15 protein-coding genes are annotated in these 21,649 nt (G+C 38.9%); 6 read left to right on the forward strand and 9 right to left on the reverse strand.

The features are described 5' to 3' along the window. Positions 1–114: 114 nt before the first annotated feature. A complete protein-coding gene (locus tag ACK1JC_RS02480) occupies positions 115–2,286 on the reverse strand; it encodes a TonB-dependent receptor domain-containing protein (RefSeq protein ID WP_409510270.1) in 2,172 nt (723 codons plus the stop codon). A 264-nt stretch (positions 2,287–2,550) separates the two neighbouring features. On the opposite strand from ACK1JC_RS02480, the gene tig reads away from it, so the two are divergent. The 4 genes from tig to ACK1JC_RS02500 all read left to right on the forward strand — a co-directional run bounded on the left by tig (position 2,551) and on the right by ACK1JC_RS02500 (position 6,963). Then, entirely contained in the window at positions 2,551–3,882 is a 1,332-nt protein-coding gene (gene tig, locus ACK1JC_RS02485) for a trigger factor (RefSeq protein WP_409510271.1), read from the forward strand. 192 nt (positions 3,883–4,074) lie between these two features. Next, entirely contained in the window at positions 4,075–4,686 is a 612-nt protein-coding gene (gene clpP, locus ACK1JC_RS02490; RefSeq protein ID WP_409510272.1) for an ATP-dependent Clp endopeptidase proteolytic subunit ClpP, read from the forward strand. A gap of 47 nt (positions 4,687–4,733) precedes the next feature. Continuing rightward, the gene (gene clpX / locus ACK1JC_RS02495; RefSeq protein ID WP_409510273.1) at positions 4,734–6,044 is read left to right on the forward strand and encodes an ATP-dependent Clp protease ATP-binding subunit ClpX; all 1,311 of its coding nucleotides are present in this window, start codon (positions 4,734–4,736) and stop codon (positions 6,042–6,044) included. A gap of 160 nt (positions 6,045–6,204) precedes the next feature. Next, positions 6,205–6,963, forward strand: a complete 759-nt coding sequence (locus ACK1JC_RS02500) for a DUF2846 domain-containing protein (RefSeq protein ID WP_409510274.1) — start codon at positions 6,205–6,207, stop codon at positions 6,961–6,963. A gap of 93 nt (positions 6,964–7,056) precedes the next feature. Here the strand turns inward: ACK1JC_RS02500 and ACK1JC_RS02505 are convergent, their stop codons facing one another. The 6 genes from ACK1JC_RS02505 to ACK1JC_RS02530 all read right to left on the reverse strand — a co-directional run bounded on the left by ACK1JC_RS02505 (position 7,057) and on the right by ACK1JC_RS02530 (position 15,384). Next, entirely contained in the window at positions 7,057–7,542 is a 486-nt protein-coding gene (locus ACK1JC_RS02505; protein ID WP_409510275.1) for a DUF2059 domain-containing protein, read from the reverse strand. A gap of 117 nt (positions 7,543–7,659) precedes the next feature. After that, positions 7,660–8,202, reverse strand: a complete 543-nt coding sequence (locus ACK1JC_RS02510) for a DUF2059 domain-containing protein (protein ID WP_409510276.1) — start codon at positions 8,200–8,202, stop codon at positions 7,660–7,662. A gap of 93 nt (positions 8,203–8,295) precedes the next feature. Beyond that, a complete protein-coding gene (locus ACK1JC_RS02515; RefSeq protein WP_409510277.1) occupies positions 8,296–9,822 on the reverse strand; it encodes a fumarate hydratase in 1,527 nt (508 codons plus the stop codon). A 539-nt stretch (positions 9,823–10,361) separates the two neighbouring features. After that, positions 10,362–12,500, reverse strand: a complete 2,139-nt coding sequence (gene pta / locus ACK1JC_RS02520) for a phosphate acetyltransferase (RefSeq protein WP_409510278.1) — start codon at positions 12,498–12,500, stop codon at positions 10,362–10,364. A gap of 80 nt (positions 12,501–12,580) precedes the next feature. Then, positions 12,581–13,798, reverse strand: coding sequence for an acetate/propionate family kinase (locus ACK1JC_RS02525; protein WP_409510279.1), 1,218 nt, complete (start codon positions 13,796–13,798; stop codon positions 12,581–12,583). Positions 13,799–14,118: 320 nt separating this feature from the next. Further along, positions 14,119–15,384 carry a glutamate-5-semialdehyde dehydrogenase gene (locus ACK1JC_RS02530; protein ID WP_409510280.1) on the reverse strand — a complete coding sequence of 422 codons (1,266 nt, stop codon included), beginning with the start codon at positions 15,382–15,384 and terminating at the stop codon, positions 14,119–14,121. Positions 15,385–15,680: 296 nt separating this feature from the next. Between ACK1JC_RS02530 and ACK1JC_RS02535 the strand changes: the two genes are divergently transcribed. Continuing rightward, positions 15,681–17,009 carry an alpha/beta fold hydrolase gene (locus ACK1JC_RS02535; protein WP_409510281.1) on the forward strand — a complete coding sequence of 443 codons (1,329 nt, stop codon included), beginning with the start codon at positions 15,681–15,683 and terminating at the stop codon, positions 17,007–17,009. Between the two features lie 85 nt (positions 17,010–17,094). Here ACK1JC_RS02535 and ACK1JC_RS02540 read toward each other — a convergent pair whose 3' ends face one another. Both ACK1JC_RS02540 and nagZ read right to left on the reverse strand, forming a co-directional pair. After that, the gene (locus tag ACK1JC_RS02540) at positions 17,095–17,982 is read right to left on the reverse strand and encodes a class I SAM-dependent methyltransferase (RefSeq protein ID WP_409510282.1); all 888 of its coding nucleotides are present in this window, start codon (positions 17,980–17,982) and stop codon (positions 17,095–17,097) included. Between the two features lie 141 nt (positions 17,983–18,123). Beyond that, positions 18,124–19,143: a beta-N-acetylhexosaminidase gene (gene nagZ, locus ACK1JC_RS02545; RefSeq protein WP_409510283.1), complete on the reverse strand. Its 1,020-nt coding sequence runs from the start codon at positions 19,141–19,143 to the stop codon at positions 18,124–18,126. Positions 19,144–19,339: 196 nt separating this feature from the next. Here nagZ and ACK1JC_RS02550 point away from each other — a divergent pair, with 196 nt between their 5' ends. Continuing rightward, positions 19,340–21,526 (forward strand): carboxy terminal-processing peptidase, encoded by a 2,187-nt coding sequence (locus tag ACK1JC_RS02550; RefSeq protein WP_409510284.1) that lies wholly within the window; start codon positions 19,340–19,342, stop codon positions 21,524–21,526. The last annotated feature ends 123 nt before the right edge of the window (positions 21,527–21,649 follow it).

Consider the following 21,649-nt stretch of genomic DNA (forward strand, 5'->3'; position numbering starts at 1 on the left):
AAAAAGGAAAAATTAATGAAATAATGTAACATAATGTTTTAAGTTAATGATTATTTGTAATTAAATAAAAACCCTAACAAAGTAGGGTTTTTATTTAATTGGCTTTAATTTATTTTAAAAATCATAAGATATTGATAACCAGTAGTTTCGACCTGGCAAATAAGTCCCAGACATACCTGAACCAATGACCATATAATCATAATAAGATGCAGGATCACCATTGGCATCTGTATAGCTACCATTTTTGGTAAAGTCTTTATCTAACAAGTTATTTACAGCACCTGTAATACGGACATTATCAGAAAGTGAGTAATTTGCACCTAAATTAAATAAGTTGTACCCGTTCAGTTTATTGCCTGTTGCTTTATAAATTAATGCAGCATCACCTGAGGTTTGCTCAGTACTGTAGCGTTTACGTTCTGACTTATATTCGTGTTGCAACCAAACATCCATAGCAGGGTTGATGTGCCATGTCGATGTCATGTTAAAGGCATTTTTAGGTACATTACTTAAATATGAACCTTTATTTTCACCCTTGGTAATTTCAGATTCCATATACGTGTATGCAGCTTTAATATCCCATTCAGGAATAATTTGATACTTTAAGCTTAGCTCAATACCTTTGGTTTCTGCTTCATCTGCATTGATGCTTTGTGAGAATGTATCTTGGGTGATGTGGGAACCATAGCTTACACAACCAGGTCTATTCGGGTTTGTAGTAAATGAACAGTTTAAAAGTTCTGGACCATCTGTAATCAGGTTGTCAATTTTATTGAAGAAGGCTGTAGTGGTGAGGTCTAAATTGCCGTTGTTGTAGTTAAAGCCCAATTCATAGTTCAATGACTCTTCAGGCTTTAAGTCTGGTGAGCCAATTTGGAAGTTTGCACCCTGACCACTGACACCAATTACACCGTCATGTAATGCTTTTGGTGAAGGCGCTTTATAACCTGTGCTGACACCACCTTTGAATGTCCAAGCATCAGACGCATTCCAAACCAAATAGCCTCGTGGACTGAATTGACCGCCGAAACCAGAGTGATCTTCATAACGTCCACCAAAAGTGAATGCTAAATTTTCACGTAAACGCCATTCATCTTCTGCATAAAAAGAGTAGGAATCTTTATCAAATTCTGCACCAATACCTGCTAAATCATCTGCAACTTTAGCTTTTTTATATTCAGCACCCACCGTTAATATATGGTTCGCAATTGGGGCAATAATATGTGTATCAGCAACTAGATCGGTATTTTTCAAATTACGATCAGAACCTGCATAAGCATTTTGTGCAAATGTACCAGTTGGAATGGTTCGGCCTTTGGTTTCGGTTTCAGTTTGACTCACATAAGTGGACCATTTACCAAAACTGTAATCACCATCATGTCCTAAAGAGTATTGTTCACGGTTAAACTCTAACTCATCTTTATAACCACGAGCACGGCTTGGCGTATCTTGAGTTCCTAGACGGTCACCATCGTTACTATAAGTTTGGCTTGATTGAAAAGCATCAACCCAAAAGCTATTTTGGTCATTGAGTTTAAAGCTTAACTTTCCACCTAGATCATAGATATCTGCTTCAGATGGACGAGGATCACGACCTGATGTACCTGGAATACGTTCTGATTTTTGGCGATCTAAGAAGCTACCACGAAGTTGTAGACCTAAAATATTATTGATAAGTGGGCCATTGAGCACAAAGCTGGTTTTCCATGAGTCAGCTTCTTCTTTGCTTTCCATGTCATTACCACTGAGTGTGACATTACCTGTCCACTCATCGGTCACTTTTTTAGTAATGATGTTGATAACACCACCCATCGCTTCTGATCCATAACGAGTCGCCATTGGACCACGAATCACTTCAATTCGTTCAATCGCCGCTAAAGGAGGTAAAAAGCCGTTTGATGATTCACCAAAACCATTAGGTGTAACATCATCAGAGGTCGTTTGACGACGACCATCAATCAAAATTAGGCTGTATTTATTATCTAAGCCACGCATTTTGATATTTAAACCAGAAGTTTTCCCAATACCGTCACGGATATCAATACCTGGAATATCTGAGAGTAGGTCTGAAATGCTGGTTGCATTTTTCTTTTCAATGTCATCCTTCGTCACAATACTAATACTGGCTGGCGCATTTTTAATATCTTGCTCAAACCCCGAAGCGGAAACAACAATCGTGTCTAATTTACGTAAAGAATCAGGTTGAGATGTGGTCTCTGCAAATGCAGATGTTGTGGTTATTCCAAGCAAGGCAATGGAAAGCGGACGAAGGTTGAACTTACTCATAAAAGAATTCCGTAATGGACGAGATAAATAAAATTTTGAAAAATAACAATATAAAATTGCAGACTAATACTAATGAGAATTTTTATCATTTTCAATTGAAATGTTATATTGTTATAAAAAAGATGACGAAGTCATTAGATATTGATAGATAAGTAAATGATGAAGTTTGAGTGCTTTAAATCTTTCGCTTTGTATATCGTTCATTGTTGTCATATAATATGACACTTTAAAAATTGCAATTACTATTTCTATATCGAGGAAGCCATGCAAGTAACTTCTGAAGCGGTTTCGGGCGTTGCCCGTCGTTTAACTGTATCTGTACCGACGAGCCGTGTGAACGAGCAATTTGAAGCTCGTTTGAAACGTAGTGCCAAAACTGTAAAGATCAACGGCTTCCGTCCAGGTAAAGTGCCTTTGAACGTTGTTCGTCGTGAATATGGCGCAAGCATCTATCAAGAAGTTGTGAACGATGTAATTCGTGACACAGTATTCGAAGCGATTCAACAAGAAAAAATCAATGCTGTAGGCATGCCAAACATTGATAAAGTTGAAAACAAAGAAGATGCTTTAGTTTTTGAAGCAACTGTTGAAGTTTATCCAGAAGTTGACGTAAAGTTTGACGGTTTAGAAGTTGAACGTAAATCAACTGAAATCAACGATAAAGATGTTGATACTATGCTTGAAAACCTACAGAAGCAACGCGCTTCTTGGGCTGAAACAAAAGGCATGGCGAAAAAAGACATGCAAGTGACTTTCGATTTCGAAGGTACACTTGATGGCGAGAAATTTGAAGGCGGTTCTGCTGAAGACTTCAAACTTGTATTAGGTTCAGGTCGTATGATCCCTGGCTTCGAAGATGGCATCATCGGTATGAAGAAAGGCGAAGAGAAAGTGATTGATGTAACTTTCCCTGAAGACTATCAAGCTGAAAACCTTGCAGGTAAAGCAGCTCAGTTCAAAATTACTGTGAAGCTTGTTGAAAAACAAAAACTTCCAGAAATTGATGCTGAATTCCTTAAAATCTTCGGTTTAACTGAAGAAGAAGGCGTAGAAAAATTAAAAGCTGACGTTCGTAAAAATATGGAACGTGAAGTGAAAAATGGTCTACGTAACCAAGTGAAGAGCGCAACTTTTGATGCACTTGTAGCTGCTAATGAAGTTGAAATTCCAGCATCTATGCTTGCTCAAGAAATTGACCGTCAACGTCAACAAATGATTCAGCAGTTCACTCAGCAGTTTGGTGCTCAAGGTGCGCAAGCATTTGACAGCAGCATGCTTCCTGATGACTTGTTCAAAGAACAAGCTGAAAAATCAGTTAAACTAGGCATTCTTGTAAGCAAATTATTGGCTGATGCTAAACTTGAAGTTGATCCAGCTCGTGTTGAAGCATATATCGATGATATGGCTTCTTCTTATGAAGATCCAACTGAAGTGATTGAATACTTTAAAAATGACAAGCAACAACGTGCGCAAATTGAAGGCGTTGTACTTGAAGATCAAGTTGTAGATCACATTCTTGCTTCTGCAAAAGTGACTGAAACACCTGTATCTTACGAAGAATTATTGAAAGAACAGCAAGCTCGCCAACAAGGCTAAGCTTCTGTAATTGAAAAAAAGGCGCTTCATGCGCCTTTTTTTATGCTGTATCAATTGTGTTAATCAACCTGAAATTAAAATGCTGATGTAAAAAATATCTAATATTTAATGGTGAATATTTTGCAATTTCAGTAATTATCCCTCATATTGTCATTATGAGTGAAGTAACAAAAATTCAGGAATAAATAAAGTATGTATGTTTCATCAATTGAAAACGCTTTAGTGCCAATGGTCGTAGAACAGTCTTCACGTGGTGAGCGTTCTTTCGACATTTTTTCACGTCTTTTACGTGAACGCGTGATTTTTTTAACAGGTGAAGTTGAAGACAATATGGCGAATTTAATTGTCGCACAAATGTTGTTTCTTGAAGCTGAAAACCCTGAAAAAGACATTCACCTTTATATTAACTCACCAGGTGGTTCCGTGACTGCAGGCATGGCAATTTACGACACTATGCAGTTTATTAAGCCCGATGTTGTGACGTATTGTATGGGTCAAGCCGCTTCTATGGGTGCTTTCCTATTGAATGCTGGTGCAAAAGGCAAACGTTATTGCTTAGAAAATGCACGTGTGATGATCCATCAACCGCTTGGTGGTTTCCGTGGTCAGGCATCTGATATAGAAATTCATGCCCGTGAAATTTTGTTCATCAAAGAGCGTTTAAACCGTTTAATGGCAGAACATAGTGGTCAAGATTTTGAAAAAGTGGCACGTGATACAGATCGTGATAATTTTATGACCGCTGAACAGGCAAAAGAATATGGTCTAGTCGACCAAGTTCTTTCAAAACGCCCGCAGCTATAAATTATTTGTAGGCGATTATTTATAAAGATTCAAAATTTGGAGTAAAAATGTCCGATCATCCTCAGGGACAAAAACATTGTTCATTTTGCGGAAAAACGCAGTCGGAAGTTGGAAAACTGATCGCAGGCGAAGACGCATACATTTGTAATGAGTGTGTCGATGTTTGCCTTGACCTCGTTCAGACTAGTCAACAAGTTGAAACAGGTGATTGGGCAAATCGTCCATTACCAAAGCCACATGAGATTCGTGCGGCGCTCGATCAATACGTGATTGGTCAAGATCTTGCGAAAAAGACATTATCTGTTGCGGTTTATAACCATTATAAACGTTTAAAAGTATCTCAAACGGGGCATAAGCCTGAAGATGGTGTTGAAATTGCAAAAAGTAATATTTTACTGATTGGGCCAACAGGTTCGGGTAAAACATTACTTGCACAAACACTTGCACGCTTGCTTGATGTGCCTTTTGCCATGGCAGATGCAACGACATTAACCGAAGCAGGTTACGTTGGTGAAGATGTTGAAAACATTGTACAAAAGCTTTTGCAAAAAGCTGATTATGATGTGGAAAAAGCTCAGAAAGGGATTATCTATATCGATGAAATCGACAAGATTACTCGTAAATCTGAGAATCCATCGATTACACGTGATGTGTCAGGTGAAGGTGTACAGCAAGCTTTGCTGAAAATGATCGAAGGTACGGTTGCTTCAATTCCACCACAAGGTGGGCGTAAGCATCCGCAACAAGAATTTATTCAAATTGATACTTCAAACATTCTGTTTATCTGTGGTGGTGCATTCTCAGGTCTTGAGCGTGTGGTACAACAGCGTCAGGAAAAAGGTGGCATTGGTTTTACAGCTGATGTGAAGAGCAAAGATGATACGAAAAAAGTCTCTGAATTGTTCAGTCAAGTTGAAGCAGCCGATTTGGTTAAATTTGGTCTAATTCCTGAATTTATTGGTCGTTTGCCTGTACTTGCAACACTTGAAGAGCTAGATGAAGAAGCGTTGATGCAAATTTTGACAGAGCCGAAAAATGCTTTAACGCGTCAATATCAGTATTTATTTGAAATGGAAAATGTTGATCTGTTGTTTGAAGATTCTGCATTACGTGCTGTTGCAAAACGTGCACTTGAGCGAAATACAGGCGCACGTGGTCTACGATCTATTTTAGAAAATATTTTGCTTGAAACGATGTATGACTTACCAACACGTACAGATGTAGGTACGGTGGTGATTAATGAAGCTGTGATTAATGATAAAGCAGCACCGATTTATTTGCCTGAACGTCAACCGAAAAAAGACAAACCGTCTGAAACCAAAGTTGATTTGAAAGTGATTGAAAGTAAGTCTGCTTAAAGGATTTCAATGCTTTAAGTTGCAATTCATCTGAAACGTGTAAAAAGCTTGGCTTTTTACACGTTTTTTTATGTTTAAAATGACATTGAAATGTTAAGCTCAATATGGAAAATAGTACTTTTAGATAACGAAAATAAAAAATACGCGGTGAGGGATAATCATGCGTTACTTAGGTTTAATGCTTTTAGTGGGTTGTGGGTTGAGTGCTTGTCAAAGCCATAAAACTGTAGAAAAGCAGCAATTACAAACAGGTCAGGTAGTTTCTACACTCGATCAAATTGATTATGAAAAAGAAGATTCTTTGGTTTCATCTAAACTCGATCAATACAAAGTTGGTAAATTTTCTGTAGGTTCTTGGGTTAATCAAGCACCAGGTCAATATTTCAAGTTGGTTAAACCACAAAATCCACAAGCTGCTGTGGTGTATTTTTATCGACCTGATAGTAAATGGAATCGGCAAGAGATTATTGCGACGAATTTCTTTTTGAATGGAAAACGTATTCCAAGCCTTATCAGTAATCATTATTATTGGGTTGAGTTAGCAGAGGGTGATTATAAGCTGAGTATGAGTCGTCCTTTGACCGTGGTTCATTTTCAAAAACCAAAATCTGCTTATTTTTCTGTCAAAGCAGGGCAACAATATTTTGTAAAATATGAAGAAGAACAGTTCCGTGGTGGACCAAATGGTGATGCGAGTCTGCTTAGAGTGGGACCGCTTATGCAGATGCCAACGCGTCAGGGTTTGAAAGAAATTGGTATGACTCAACTTAAAACGCCAGGACTCAATTTTGTCGGTGAGTTGGATAGCCAAGGGGAGTTGGTTAAGGGTTCTGAAAAGATTGATAGTGGTAAATATCATGCAAGTGATGATGTACATACGACGGTACCATTTAAGCTTTGGAATCCATTGACTTGGTAAGTTGACTTATCATGAATTAGATCAGTTTCGGTGATTTTTCACGTTGCAAAACAGAGTGTATATTACGCTCTGTTTTGCATTTAAGTTTTTTGACTATTGAGCTGCTTTTTGTAAGGCTTTAATTTTCTGCTGAATATCTTTAAAGTCTGCTTCTGTTGCCTGCATATTTTTCGTAAGGCGACGGTTAATGATTTTCATTGATTCCTGTGTCGCAAGCGGTGCTTTTGCTAAAATGGATTGTCCCATAGGATTTGAGTAAAAGTTAATTTGTGCCTGAACTTCTTCAGCACTGTATACGTCTTTATAAATTTTCTGATAAATCGGCTGCATTTGTTCCCAAGCAATACTTTTTAGACTTTGCTGATACAGTTTGTCTGATAGTTCATTGGCAATAATTTGTTCTTGAGGGGAAAGTTTTTCATGCCCCACAACGGCTTGAATCGTAAGATAGGCTTGCTGATCGAGTTGGGGACGAATTTGTTGAATTGTATTTTGCATCAATTGATTTAAATTCATAACTTTAAATAACTGCTGAATTTGTTGATCGCTTGCAGGTGCTGCAAAACTAAATGGACTCATCAAAAAAATTGACCCAATTAAAAGCGGTTTTAAAAATTTCATTACAAGATGATTTTCCATGAGTATATAAGTATTTGGGTGTATTTTTAAATGCGTCATTTTTCAGCAGAATTTAAATTATTCTGTTGCTGTTAATGGCTGAATAATTGCCATTAGCTTAGTTTTAAAGGCTTCTTGGTATTCGGGTGTTGTCATGGACTGTTCTGATAATTGTGCTGTTTGAGTGTGAATTTCAGACATGACTTTGTTGGTTTTTTTATTAATAATTTGTCCCATTGGTGTGCTTAAAAAGGAAATATAGGCTTGGAGTTCCTCTTCGGTATAAGTTTTCTTAAAGGTTTCTTTAAACATTTGTATAAATTTAGGATTGTGAATCATTTGTTGATGTAGATCAGACAGTAAGGCACTGACCTGTAAAGCAGCATTCTGCGTATCAATATTCAGTGTTTTTGTCGCAGTGACCTGTTTAATCAGATCTTCAGCCTGTTGATCAAAATAGGGTTGCATGTCATGGGCAGATTGATCAAGTAACGTATTAAGCTCCGACAGTTGAATTAATTTGGTGACACTCTCTTCAGTTGCGGGAGAGGCGTAACATGCCATATTAAAACCACTAAAAGTCATCAAAAGTAAAACAGGTAAATATTGGAAGGAATACATTTTTATTCTCATTATTGTAAAAATAAAAAAAGCACTCTAATCATAGAGTGCTTTTTCATCAGAATTCAAGTTGAATCTGAAAATAATTAGAGATTATTTTGCGGCAGCATCAACTACAGCAATTTTACCAATTTTCGCTTGCCAAATTTTTGGTGCAGTCGCATGAACAGAAGTACCATTGACATCAACAGCGACAGAAACAGGCATATCTTCAACTACAAATTTGTAGATGGCTTCCATCCCTAAGTCTGCAAAGGCAACAACTTCTGCTTGGCGAACAGCTTTAGATACAAGGTAAGCCGCACCACCTACAGCCATTAAGTAAGTCGATTTGTTGTCTTTAATCGCTTCAATTGCTGTTGGACCACGTTCAGCTTTACCAATCATGCCGAACATACCTGTTGCTTCAAGCACTTGGCGTGTGAATTTATCCATACGTGTTGCAGTTGTAGGGCCTGCAGGACCAACCACTTCATCATTAATTGGATCAACTGGACCCACGTAGTAAATAAATTTACCTTTAAGATCTACAGGAAGTTCTTCGCCATTGTCGAGCATTTCACACATGCGTTTATGCGCAGCATCACGACCTGTATAAATTGTACCGTTTAAAAGTAAAGTATCACCAGGCTGCCATGAATTCATTTCTTCTTGCGTGATGTTATCTAAATCAACACGTTTAGAAGATGAAGAATCCCAAGTTACTTCTGGGTAATCAGATAATTTAGGTGCTTGAATGTGCGCAATGCCAGAACCATCTAATGTGAAGTGTGCATGACGAGTTGCCGCACAGTTTGGAATCATACCAACAGGTTTACCCGCAGCATGGCATGGGTAATCTTTGATTTTAATATCAAGAACAGTCGTTAAACCACCAAGACCTTGAGCACCAATACCGAGAGCATTCACTTTTTCGAAGATTTCCATACGGAGTTCTTCAATTTTGTTTTCAGGTCCACGACGAAGAAGTTCGTCCATGTTAATTTCTTCCATGAGCGATTCTTTTGCAAGCATCATGGCTTTTTCAGCAGTACCACCAATCCCGATACCAAGCATACCTGGTGGACACCAACCTGCACCCATTGTTGGAACAGTTTTGAGTACCCAATCTACGATTGAATCAGAAGGGTTTAACATGGCAAGTTTAGATTTATTTTCTGAACCACCACCCTTAGCCGCAACAGTAATATCGACTTTATTACCTGGAACGAGTTTATAGTGAATTACAGCAGGGGTGTTATCTTTGGTATTTTTACGACCAAAAGCAGGATCAGCTAAAACAGATGCACGAAGTACGTTAGAGTTTTCTAAATAACCTTGGCGTACACCTTCATTAATTGCATCATCTAGGCTTAAGGTTAAATCAAATTTAACGTCTAAGCCCACATCAACAAATACGTTGACAATACCGGTATCTTGGCAGATTGGACGATGTCCTTCTGCACACATACGAGAGTTAATTAAGATTTGTGCAATCGCATCTTTGGCAGCTTTGTTTTCTTCACGGTCATACGCACGACTCATTGCTTGAATAAAGTCTTGTGGATGGTAGTAAGAAATAAATTGAAGCGCATCCTTAACTGAAGTGATCAAGTCATCTTGCTTGATAATAGTAGTCATACAAATATCTCTTGAGCGGGCTGATAGCTAGCGGGCTAAATTATAAGATAAAATGCAATTGTTTTGGGGCTTTTGAGTGAGCTTTGGGCGAAAGTTTAATGGTTTGTTGAATGAGTTTTGTCTGCGATGGGTTTTTATATTGACATCTGAATTGTGACAATATGACTGTAATATTTTATGGAAATGACATGGAATTATGGCATAAACCCTATATTTTTATTATAAATTATTGAAAAATAATGATATTGTATTTTTTTGGATATTTTACTATTGTCATAAATTTGTCATATAACTTTCACATAATAGTCTCATCAAAAATTGAGATGTGAAATATGACAATTTCAAGCATCCTAATGGTTGTAGGCTTTAGTGTTTATATTGCTGCAACTTGGATCTACGGTCAGAAAGAAGATCAAGCCTAACGCTTTATCTTCTTTTTTTATGTCTGATGGTTTTGCATATTTCTCTAATATTAAAAAACCACCTAATTTTTCAATTAGATGGTTTTTCTCAAAAACGAAAGCGTTTAAATCGTAGATTTACGCTTCTTGTTGCTCAGACTGAATCGCAGTTAAAGCGATGGTAAAGACAATATCATCGACTAAAGCACCACGAGATAGATCATTTACAGGTTTATTTAAACCTTGCAACATTGGCCCGACACTCACGACATTGGCAGAACGCTGAACGGCTTTATAAGTGGTATTGCCTGTATTTAAATCAGGGAAAATGAACACGTTCGCACGACCCGCAACTTGAGAATCAGGTGCTTTAGAGCGTCCAACACTTTCAACGGACGCTGCATCGTATTGAAGTGGGCCATCAATGAGTAAATCAGGGCGACGTTGTTTTGCAATTTCAGTAGCTTTGGCAACTTTCTCAACATCTGCACCTGTACCTGATGTACCCGTCGAGTAAGAAATCATTGCAATACGAGGGTCTATCCCAAAAGCTTTAGCAGAATCTGCAGATTGAATTGCAATTTCAGCCAATTGTTCAGCATCTGGATCTGGATTGATAGCACAATCTGCATAGACCAAGACTTCATCTGGCAACAACATAAAGAATAATGATGATACGAGTGAATAATTCGGTGCAGTCTTAATCAGTTGGAATGCTGGACGAACCGTATTTGCAGTGGTATGAACAGCACCTGAAACCAAGCCATCGACCTGATTGAGTGCCAACATCATTGTGCCAAGTACAACGGTATCTTGTAGTTGTTCACGTGCTTGAGCTTCGTCTAACTTACCTTTACGCATCTCGACCATTTGTGCAACGTAGTTTTCACGAATTAGATCAGGATCAATAATTTCTAAATCAAATGGAAGCTCGATATTACGGGCTTTAGCAATTTCAAGTACAGCTTCAGGTTTTGCAAGCAATACACATTGTGCAATACCACGAGATTGGCAAATCGCTGCCGCTTGAATGGTGCGTGGCTCATCACCTTCAGGTAAAACAACCCGTTTTTTAGCCGCAATCGATTTTTGTACCAATTCATGGCGGAATGCAGAAGGAGATAAGCGCGGTTTATAATCGCCATTCAAAACTTGAATCAACCATTCTTGGTTAATGTGGCTTGATACAAAACGGGTCACTTGATCAGCACGTTCAGTATCATCAACAGGAATTTCATTACTGAGATTTGCAAGTTGCTCTGCTGTGGCAAAAGTACTGAGTGGTGTATGTAAAATTGGCAGACCATTTTTAATTGCAGACTGGCAGAAATCTAAAACTTGAGTATTTGGTGCATGATGTTCAGTCAATACTAAACCAGCAAGTGGAACGCCATTATTGGTGGCTTGGCTACTTGCGAGTAATACATCAATGCGGTCAGATGCACTGATAATCAGCTCGCCTGCAATAAATTTGTGTAGCTCATGTTCAATGTTCGATGCAATTAAACTGCTGTGTAAAACACGGCGTTGTTTTGCTTTACCTTCATTGATCCAAGTGGCTTGTAATTGGGCTGCCAAATCAGAGAGACGTGGGACACTGAGCGTATCGCTAAAAGGAACTAAGCCAATGACGGGTAATTGCTCTGAACCGAGTTGTGGGCAAGTTTTTTGTAATTCAGCAGTAAATTTTACCGTGTCACTAATCAGTCTTAAATTCGGATCAATCGTTACAGGAATTTGTGCTGAATCTTCAGGCAGACCACGGGTACGCATGAAGAGTACGCCAACATTTCGTGCTGCAGATGAACCGCCAAAGTTACGTACTTGTGATTCAACTTTTTCAGCTGTGTGTGCAGGGCGATTAATATCAGCATTGCTGACAAAAATCACTTTTGCATCGAGGGCTTGCGCAAGTGATACATTTAAATCACTTGCAAATGTATCACGCGCTGTTGGCACTAAGCCTTCAACAATAATAATGTCATGTGCTTTAGCAATTTGACGATGTAGGCTGACGGCTTCTTCAAGTAACTCATCAACTTCATTGGTATTCAATGCTTGAGTGATTTTACTGTAAGCAATAGGCTCTACAGTTTTAGCATTTGAAATATGACGATAAAGTGCAGTAGTACGATCGGGTTGTGTATTTGCTTCTTGTGAAAAAGGTTTTAAAAAACCTGCTTTAACACCTTGGCACTCAAGGGCATAAACTAAACCTAAACATGCCGATGTAAGACCCACACCTTCGCCAGTAGGAACCAATAAAATTGTTTTCATAAGCTGCTCTTAAAACGGGAAAGCTAAAATTAAAATAATCAATAAATCAAAAGGTAATACAGCATAAGGCAAAGCGACTGTTAAACAGTCGCTGCTCCAGATTCAGACTTTTTTATTGCCTGTTGTACCTCATGGTTAACAACATGCTCAGTTTCTTTTGCAATACGACCTTCTTCATCCGTTGGCACAACCCAAATTTGTGGACCTGTTCCTGTATCAATACGACCTTCAGTACCACGTTTTAAACCATCATTGTTTTCTTTGCTGAGGTTAAAACCAAAGTGTGGTAGGTAAGACATTGTTTTTTCACGAATATATGCTGAATTTTCACCAATGCCACCAGTAAAGAATAAGCCATCAATACGTGGTAAGCCACAACTAAGTGCTGCTAATGATTTTGCGAGGCGGTAGCAAAACACTTCAATCGCAAGGCTCGCATCTTCATTGCCTTGTTCAGAAGCTTCAATCAATGTACGCATGTCATTCGATAAATCAGAAAGACCTAACAACCCCGATTGGCTGTTGAGCATTTTATCAATTTTATAAATATCCCAACCCAAATTGCTTGCAAGGAAGCTGTGAATACTTGGATCGACATCACCACTACGTGTACCCATCACTACGCCTTCAAGCGGTGTAAGACCCATAGAAGTATCAACACTTTGACCATTCCAAATGGCACAAGTCGAGCTACCATTACCTAAATGTGCTGTTAACCAACCACCTTGCTTGAAGCTACCTGCAAGCTCTGAACCGCGTTCAGATACATAAGCATGGCTTGTTCCATGAAAACCATAACGACGTACATTATGTTGTGTATATAAGAACTTTGGTAATGCATAACGGTAAGCATGCGATGGCATAGTTTGATGAAATGCGGTATCAAACACAGCCACTTGTGGTAACTCTGGGAATAGACGCATAGTTGCATCAATACCAACTAAGTGGGCAGGGTTGTGAAGCGGAGCCAGTGGCGTTGCTTCACGAATACGTTCTACAATTTCAGGTGTCAATAATTCTGCCTTGGTCAATGTACCTCCGTGTACAACACGATGACCAATCGCTTGTGGTTTATATTGAGCAAGACGAGAAAGGATGGTTTCCAAGGCTTTTTCGTGGTCAGCATGTGGAATAGACAATTCCAATGGCTGATTCCCAGCAGTCACTCCTTTAATACGCGCCTCAGCAGAACCTAAGTTTTCTGCAAGTCCAAAAATACGATCTTCACGACGCTCTGAAACAAGCGCATATTTGATTGAAGAAGAACCGCAGTTAATTACTAATACTGATGTAGACACGTTTTATTACCCGAAATTGTAATTTGAAGTAGTCATCTTGTTGATCCATTGCTCTTTTTATTGATGCAATCTAGATCGTGTTTATGTTGTACCATGCGTTGTTTTTATAGCCTAGATAGACTTTAGGTGATTAGACTTAAGCATTATCGACTGCTGAATTATTAATACTTAAAATTTATCAGTTAATTGTTTAAAATTATCAATACTTTAACATTTAAAAATGATAAGCATTTACTTTCTTGTAGGGTTTTAGTGAAAACCCAATACCTAAACGAATTAAATATTGGGTAACTTTTAATTATATTTCAATGCTTAGCGGTTTATTGACGAATTTGTCCATCACCTAAAACGATCCACTTTTGTGACGTCAAACCTTCGAGTCCAACAGGCCCACGGGCATGAATTTTGTCTGTTGAAATACCAATTTCAGCACCTAAACCATATTCAAAACCGTCAGCAAAGCGAGTAGATGCATTGACCATAACAGAGCTTGAATCGACACGAGTCAAAAACTGACGTGCAAGGCTAAAGTTCTCAGTGATAATCGAGTCAGTATGGTGTGACCCATATTTGTTGATGTGCTGAATTGCTTCTTCTATGCCTGAAACAACTTTTACCGCAAGAATTGGTCCAAGATATTCTTCGTACCAATCTTCTTCACTCGCAGGTTTCACTGCAGCTCCTAAGATTTTTTGTACATCACGGCAACCACGGAGTTCCACTTGCTTTTCTGCATACAGTTCAGCAATGCGTGGTAAAAATTCCTCGGCAATTTTTTCGTCGACAAGGAGTGTTTCCATTGCATTACATACACCGTAACGATGTGTTTTAGCATTCAAAGCAATCGGCAGTGCTTTTTGCAAATCGGCTTGAGCTTCAACATAAACGTGACAGTTGCCATCTAAATGCTTAATTACAGGAATGGTTGCTTCATTGGTAATACGTTCAATCAGTCCTTTACCACCACGAGGCACAATCACATCCACATATTCAGACAATGTGATGAGTTGACCTACGGCAGCACGGTCAGGTGTATTAATCACTTGTACGCAGTTTTCAGGTAAACCTGAAACTTTTAATCCGTGTTGAATTGCAGTAGCAATTGCTTGGTTTGAATTTAAAGCTTCAGAACCACCACGTAAAATAATCGCATTGGCAGATTTGAGCGCAAGTGATGCCGCCTCAAGCGTGACGTTTGGACGTGATTCATAAATCATGCCAACAACACCTAAAGGAACGCGCATTTTACCAATTTGAATACCGCTTGGGCGGTAAGCCAAATCTGTAATTTCACCAATTGGATCAATCAGGCTAATCACATCTTTTAAGCCTTGTAGCATATCTTTAAAACGTTTGGGGTTCAGTTCAAGGCGATCAAGTAAGGCACTATCCAAGTTGTTTGTAAGGGCTTTTTCCATGTCTATTTTGTTGGCAGCGAGAATTTGAGGTTCATTCGCTTCCAAAGCAGTATAAATGGCAGATAATGCGTTATTTTTTACAAGTGTAGTTGCAGCAGCCAGCACACTTGCTGCCTGACGGGCTTGTTGACCTACAGTTTGCATATACTGTTCAATTGAATCTTGCATAGCCTTATATTTGATCGCTGAAAATATCTCTTTGATAGTAGCAGTGCGACTATAAACAATCTATGCCTATTCGGGAAGAAATGCGGAGTGGGTCAAATTTTGTAACGCTTTTTTTGCCAATATGACCGTTTTAATTGGATGAGCGGTCAATATAGTGATTGCTAAGAAATCTGACATCTGTATAGAATGAAAGCATATAGGATATTGATGACATATAAATTTTCGATATTTTTTGATCATTGGAAGAACAACTTAACTTGCAAAATAAAAAAATAAAGCAGGGATGGAGGTAGGAAATGAATTCCATTATCCAGATGGATCCAGAATTACATCAAAACTTCACAGGTTTTGGGTTTTTTGACATCTATCATAAGGGGAGTTTTAAGCAACCGGCACGAACTACGTGGATTGATGGTTGGAAAATCGAGTACATGGCAATTGCCGATCCAAGCACAATTCATAATACACCCATTGTGATTATTGGTGGAGCATTCCAAAATTTTAGCTCTTATAAATATTGTGTAGAACAATTTTTTGAAAGTGGTCCTGTCATCTTAATTGATTTACCTTCGATGGGTTCAAATCAGCAAATTACCAATGTCGACAGTGGTTTATCGGCAGGGACTCTAGAGTTGCCTGACTTATCTCGCATGCTCGGGCAGTGGTTAGATATTGTTGGCGTAAATAAAGTTGATGTTGTAGGGATTTCACTCGGCTCAGTGATTGCATCATTTTTTGCACAACAGCATTCAGAGCTTGTGGAAAAAATGATTTTGATGGGGGTGATGCAAGAAACCCGCAAAAGTTGGCGCATGTTACTTGAAGAGTCTTTAATGCTGATGAAAGAGCAGCGTATGGATGAATTCGGTCAAGCGGTGATTCTATATTTGGTCAATCATGCCAAACTCGATAAAACGCGTATGTCACCGACTGCAAAACGACTTTTCTTTAAGCAAATGGCTGAGTTCTCGGCAACTGAACAAGAACGTTATGAAATTAACTGCACACGTTTACTTCGGTTGAGTCAAGTGCCTGTACCACAGGTCAATACTTTGGTGGCGTGTGGTCAGTACGACAGCTTTACATTGCCATATGAAAATGCAAAATTTGCACTACAATGTCCCGATGTTCAATTTGCCATGATTGCTAATGCCGATCATGTACCACAACTACAGCGTCGCAAAGAAACCATGACCTTATTTACCACCTATTTGAAAGGTGAGTCGATTCAAGGCTTAGATGGCATTATTAATTTGACTCGTGATCAAATGGAAAATATGGATCGCCGTGGTGAAGAGCGTATTCAAGTTCTACAACCAGAAAGCAAACTGACCCATCGTCATTTGTCGGATGTGATAGATGTAAATATTGTGGATATGAACTACTTTGGTGTGCTTTTACAGCTTGATCAAAAAGAATATGTTGAACAACATCCACGCGATTTAGCCTTGCATTTGAGTGATAAAGATGGTGAGTTTAGTATTGAATGTTTGATTTTTGATTGCTCTGCACAAGGTGTACGTGCTTTGTTTAAACATGGTAGTTTTGAAGTGGCAGATCGTTTACTTCGTTATATCCAAGCGCAGAAACAAGATGTAATGCTAGAACTAGATGTTGTTTTCTAATCTTTAAATTTTATATTTATTGAAAAGTTAATATAAAGCCCTCATTTGAGGGCTTTATATTTTTAAAATATTAACTTAAAGATCGTTAACTCATCGGGTTGGGGTGCTGGGCGTGAATCATCCATACCAAATCACCTGCATGTTGATCTTTCATCATTTCAGGATGTTCATCTATGGTCGTAGTAGTTTGTGTTCGGTCATCAAAATAAAATGTAGGTTGAATGACATCAACTGTATTAAAACCTGCCGTATAGAAAAATGAGCGAGCTTCATCAGGGGAAATGAAGTGGAATGTGAATGCGCTGCGAGAAATCACTTTGAGTAGTTTACTACTACTCCAAATGACTTTTGCTAAACGATTTTTGACTGGTTCAGGATAAATATCGGTCAGGTAATGTAAGGCTTTAAAGCCTTTGCCATAATGAGCAATCGATTGAATGAGTTGTTGCAATAATGGCTTGGTGAAGTAATTGATTAATCCCTCACTAATGACAACTAAAGGGCGGTTCTGATCAAAAACTTTAAATGCATTTTCGAAATCAGGGGTAAATAAATCGATGGATAAAAGATCGGGGCTTGTTGGATCGATTTGTTTTAAAGCCTGTTGTTTTTCCTGTGCCATATCGGGCAAATCAAGTTCACGATAATCAATATCAGGGTAGTGTTGTCTAAACCACCATCCACGAGGTGAAAGTCCTGCAGCAATTTCAAGTACTTGTAAATCAGGATGTTGTTGAATGAGCATAATTAGATGATCATCTAACATTTTGTGGCGTGCTTTTAATGTCGTCCGCATACTGCCACCGACATATTTTTCTGCCCAATTTTCGATAGGATTGGCAATCATTGCTAAAGTTTTACCTTTAGACGTAGCAAGTAAAGGATGCGATATACCCATTTGATACCAAATATAGCCGGTGTAATGTGCAGTAAATGAAATATGTCGGTGTTTAGACAGTTGTGGTTCGCTCATGGTTATCCTTCACTGATGCTTTTTGTCGATCAGACTGATCGAGCTATATCATTATTATTTCAATATCTTAATCTTAAGTGTTTTAACAGTTTATGTGTAAAAAAGGAACACCGAAGTATTCCTATTCTTTTTCAATTAAAGTTAAAGTGAATTTTTGAATGCTTCAATCACGTGTTTAACAGATTGCCATTCTGTACCTAAATCTAATGTTTCACCAATTTGAATTTTAGGAATTTTGCCACGCATACGCTCTAAGCGTTCTTGATTCGGTAGTGGTAAATTTTCAATGCCTGCAAGTGCCACACAAGCCGATTCACGGTTATTACACACTAGGCCCATGTCACAGCCTGCATCTAAGGCAGCTCGAATACGTGCATCGGCATTGCCTGCTACACATGCAGCTTGCATACTTAAATCATCGGAGAATAGTACGCCATCAAATTTTAAGGTTTGACGGAGAATTTTCTGAATCCAAAAAGGTGAGAAACCAGCAGGGTTCGGGTCAACATTTTCATAAATTACATGTGCTGGCATAAGTGCATCAAGTTGTGGTTTGAGCTGAATAAAGCTTTGCATGTCTTGTGCATAAATTTCGTCATAACTGCGTGAGTCAATGGCTGCAGCAACGTGAGAGTCTGCTTTAACTGAACCATGACCAGGGAAATGTTTACCTGTTGTTGCCATACCTGCACGATGCATACCTGTCATAAAGGCTTGAGCAAGTGGAACAATATCCTGCACATTTTTGGCAAATGCACGATCGCCGATTACATCACTAATATCGTTGATGTCGAGTACTGGGGCAAAACTAAAGTCAATCCCGACAGCTAAGACTTCAATTGCCATAAGCCAACCGCATTGCTCCGCGAGTTGAATGGCTTTTTCAGGTTCAGTTAAGTAAAGTTCACCAAAATGCCCCATTGCAGGCAATAGAGTGAACCCTGTTTTTAGGCGTTGCACACGTCCGCCTTCTTGGTCAACGGCAATGAGAATCTCAGGGCGAACTTGACGCATGTGATCAGTCAAAGCCCGAACTTGTGCCAGAGATTTGATATTTCGTGTAAATAAAATCACGCCACCGACTTGCGGAGCTTGCAATAGTTCAATATCTTCTTGAGTAAGTTCTGTGCCTGCGATATCAAGCATCAATGCGCCGATCATAGGAAATCCGTAGTTGTATTTTTAAAAGGAAAACAATACCTGTATTTTGCAATGATTTGCTACATTTTGTCAGTACAGATTATGATAAAACTACACGACATAGACAGATAAAGTTGTTTAAGATTTTGAAACTGTTGAATTCAGATTAAAAAGCGACACCAAATTGGAAACTCCGAGAAGGATGCATTAACGAATTATGAAACTTCAGACAATTGCTTGCGCCGTTGCATTGGCAACCGGTGGATTATTTTTTTCACACACAATTACTCAGGCAATGGCTGAAACCACTACAGCTGTTGTTTCAGGGGTAATTCAGCCTACACAAGAACAAGCCTTAGTGACTCGTCAGCTTGCAACATTGGTCGATCGACAGCATTATTTAAATATGCGCCTTGATGCAACGACATCAGGGAAAATCCTTGATATGTATCTGGATAGCTTAGATCCTGAACATACTTTGTTCCTTGCATCGGAAGTACAAGACTATAAAAAACAGTATGGTACGACTTTGGGAGCATCGCTTAAAGCAGGGGATTTAAAAGGGCCTTATGCGATTCATGAACAATACCGTAATCGTCTAAAAGAATTTTATTCATTTATGTTGGCTGAGTTGAAAAAGCCACAAAATTTAAATCAATCCAATACATTTATTGAAACCGATCGTGAAAAATCGCCTTTCTTCAATACCAAAGCTGAGCAAGAAACGTATTGGCAGAAAATGTTGGTTTCACAGCTCATTAACTTGACGATTACCAAAGAAGAAGAGCAAGCCAAGCAAAAAGCATTAAAAGATGATCCATCTCTAGCCAATGGTCAAGATTTAACAGCATCAGAAGACTTAACACCAGTTCAAACATTGACTAAACGTTATACCCGTCAACTTGAGCGCATGGGGCGTGTGAAGAGTGATGATGTGCTTGAACGCATCTTAAACTCAATGACATTGACCTATGATCCGCACAGCAACTACTTCCCACCGCTTGATGCGATTGAGTTGAATCGTCAAACGACATTGCAACTTGAAGGGATTGGTGTATCGATTCGTCCTGAACGTGGTAATGAAGATTTCACTAAAATTGAAACCATTGTTGAAGGCGGTCCTGCAAGTAAGTCAGGGCAGGTGAAATCGGGTGATCGCATAATTGGTGTGGCGCAAGATGGCGATAAAATGGTTGATGTGATTGGCTGGCCAAGTTCTGAAATTGTCGGTTTGATTCGTGGTAAGCGTGGAACGAAAGTGGCTGTGAAGCTCCTTGGTGCAGGTGCTTCTATGAATCAGGCACGTATTGTGATGTTGACCCGTGATGTCATTCAAGAAGAAGATGCAGGTGTACGCTCTCGCACTGTTGAAGTGATCCGAGATGGTCAAAAACATAAATTTGGTGTGGTAGAAATTCCATCGTTCTATTTGAACTATCGTGCACGCCGTGCTGGGGGAGAATATCGCTCTGTTGCCGAAGATACCAATAAAGCATTGCAATCTCTAGCTAGTCAAAAAGTGGAAGGAGTGATTATTGATTTACGTAATAATCCAGGTGGTTCACTAGAAGAAGTTGCCAAAATGATTGGTCAGGTCATCAAGGAAGGACCTGTGGTGCAAATTCGCGATGGCAATGGCAATGTTAGTGTCTTTGAAGATACCGATGGCGGTGCACAAACCTATGCAGGTCCATTGGCTGTATTGATTAACTTGGCATCTGCATCGGCTAGTGAAATTTACTCGGCTGCTATCCAAGATTATGATCGTGGCGTAGTGATTGGCAGTACAACAACAGGTAAAGGAACGGCACAGGTTCAGTTAGACAGTTTGGCTTATGGTCAGGCAACGTTGACGCAGCGTAAATTTTATCGTGTGACGGGTGGTAGTACGCAAAATAAAGGGGTGATTCCTGATGTTAAACTCGTCGATATTTATGACGAAGAGTTTGGTGAGCGTAAAGCGAAAAATGCGTTGAAATGGGACACTATTCCAACAGCACCATTTAAGCGTGAAGGTCAGATTCAACCTTATGTGCCAGAGTTATCGGTATTGTCTAAACAGCGTGTAGATGCTGATGTGCAATTCCAATATCTTAATGCGCGTAAAGCGATTGCCCAAATTTCTAAAGATCAAAAGCAAGTCGTGTTAGATATTACTCAGCGTAAAAAAGACTTAATTGAACTTGAGGATAAGACTTTGCAAGCTGAAAATGCACGCCGTAAGGTGATGGGGCAGAAGCCATATCCAAACTGGGAAAGCTATCAAGCCTCTATGGATGCTTTAGCAGAATCTCGTGCAAAAATGAAAGTAGCGCAACGTCCATCATTGCCTGAAGAAGAGACTTTTGTGACTGAAGCTGCCAATGTGTTAATGGATTTAGGGCAATTACAGAAAAAACACTAAAGTATTGATTAAGTAATATTAAATAAAGGGCATATTGTGATATGCCCTTTTTTTGCCTAATGTGAAAAAAACTTGACCTTCAATGAGATAGTGCTATTTTAAGGATATTCTAAATTCTATTAA

The organism is Acinetobacter sp. TY2 (assembly GCF_046269225.1).
Classification (GTDB): Bacteria; Pseudomonadota; Gammaproteobacteria; order Pseudomonadales; family Moraxellaceae; genus Acinetobacter.

Excerpts from the sequence above, each read along its gene's own strand:
- ACK1JC_RS02480 (WP_409510270.1), bottom strand. The coding sequence starts at position 2,286 with ATGAGTAAGTTCAACCTTCGTCCGCTTTCCATTGCCTTGCTTGGAATA.
- tig (WP_409510271.1), top strand. The coding sequence starts at position 2,551 with ATGCAAGTAACTTCTGAAGCGGTTTCGGGCGTTGCCCGTCGTTTAACT.
- clpP (WP_409510272.1), top strand. The coding sequence starts at position 4,075 with ATGTATGTTTCATCAATTGAAAACGCTTTAGTGCCAATGGTCGTAGAA.
- clpX (WP_409510273.1), top strand. The coding sequence starts at position 4,734 with ATGTCCGATCATCCTCAGGGACAAAAACATTGTTCATTTTGCGGAAAA.
- ACK1JC_RS02500 (WP_409510274.1), top strand. The coding sequence starts at position 6,205 with ATGCGTTACTTAGGTTTAATGCTTTTAGTGGGTTGTGGGTTGAGTGCT.
- ACK1JC_RS02505 (WP_409510275.1), bottom strand. The coding sequence starts at position 7,542 with ATGAGTCCATTTAGTTTTGCAGCACCTGCAAGCGATCAACAAATTCAG.
- ACK1JC_RS02510 (WP_409510276.1), bottom strand. The coding sequence starts at position 8,202 with ATGTATTCCTTCCAATATTTACCTGTTTTACTTTTGATGACTTTTAGT.
- ACK1JC_RS02515 (WP_409510277.1), bottom strand. The coding sequence starts at position 9,822 with ATGACTACTATTATCAAGCAAGATGACTTGATCACTTCAGTTAAGGAT.
- pta (WP_409510278.1), bottom strand. The coding sequence starts at position 12,500 with ATGAAAACAATTTTATTGGTTCCTACTGGCGAAGGTGTGGGTCTTACA.
- ACK1JC_RS02530 (WP_409510280.1), bottom strand. The coding sequence starts at position 15,384 with ATGCAAGATTCAATTGAACAGTATATGCAAACTGTAGGTCAACAAGCC.
- ACK1JC_RS02535 (WP_409510281.1), top strand. The coding sequence starts at position 15,681 with ATGAATTCCATTATCCAGATGGATCCAGAATTACATCAAAACTTCACA.
- ACK1JC_RS02540 (WP_409510282.1), bottom strand. The coding sequence starts at position 17,982 with ATGAGCGAACCACAACTGTCTAAACACCGACATATTTCATTTACTGCA.
- nagZ (WP_409510283.1), bottom strand. The coding sequence starts at position 19,143 with ATGATCGGCGCATTGATGCTTGATATCGCAGGCACAGAACTTACTCAA.
- ACK1JC_RS02550 (WP_409510284.1), top strand. The coding sequence starts at position 19,340 with ATGAAACTTCAGACAATTGCTTGCGCCGTTGCATTGGCAACCGGTGGA.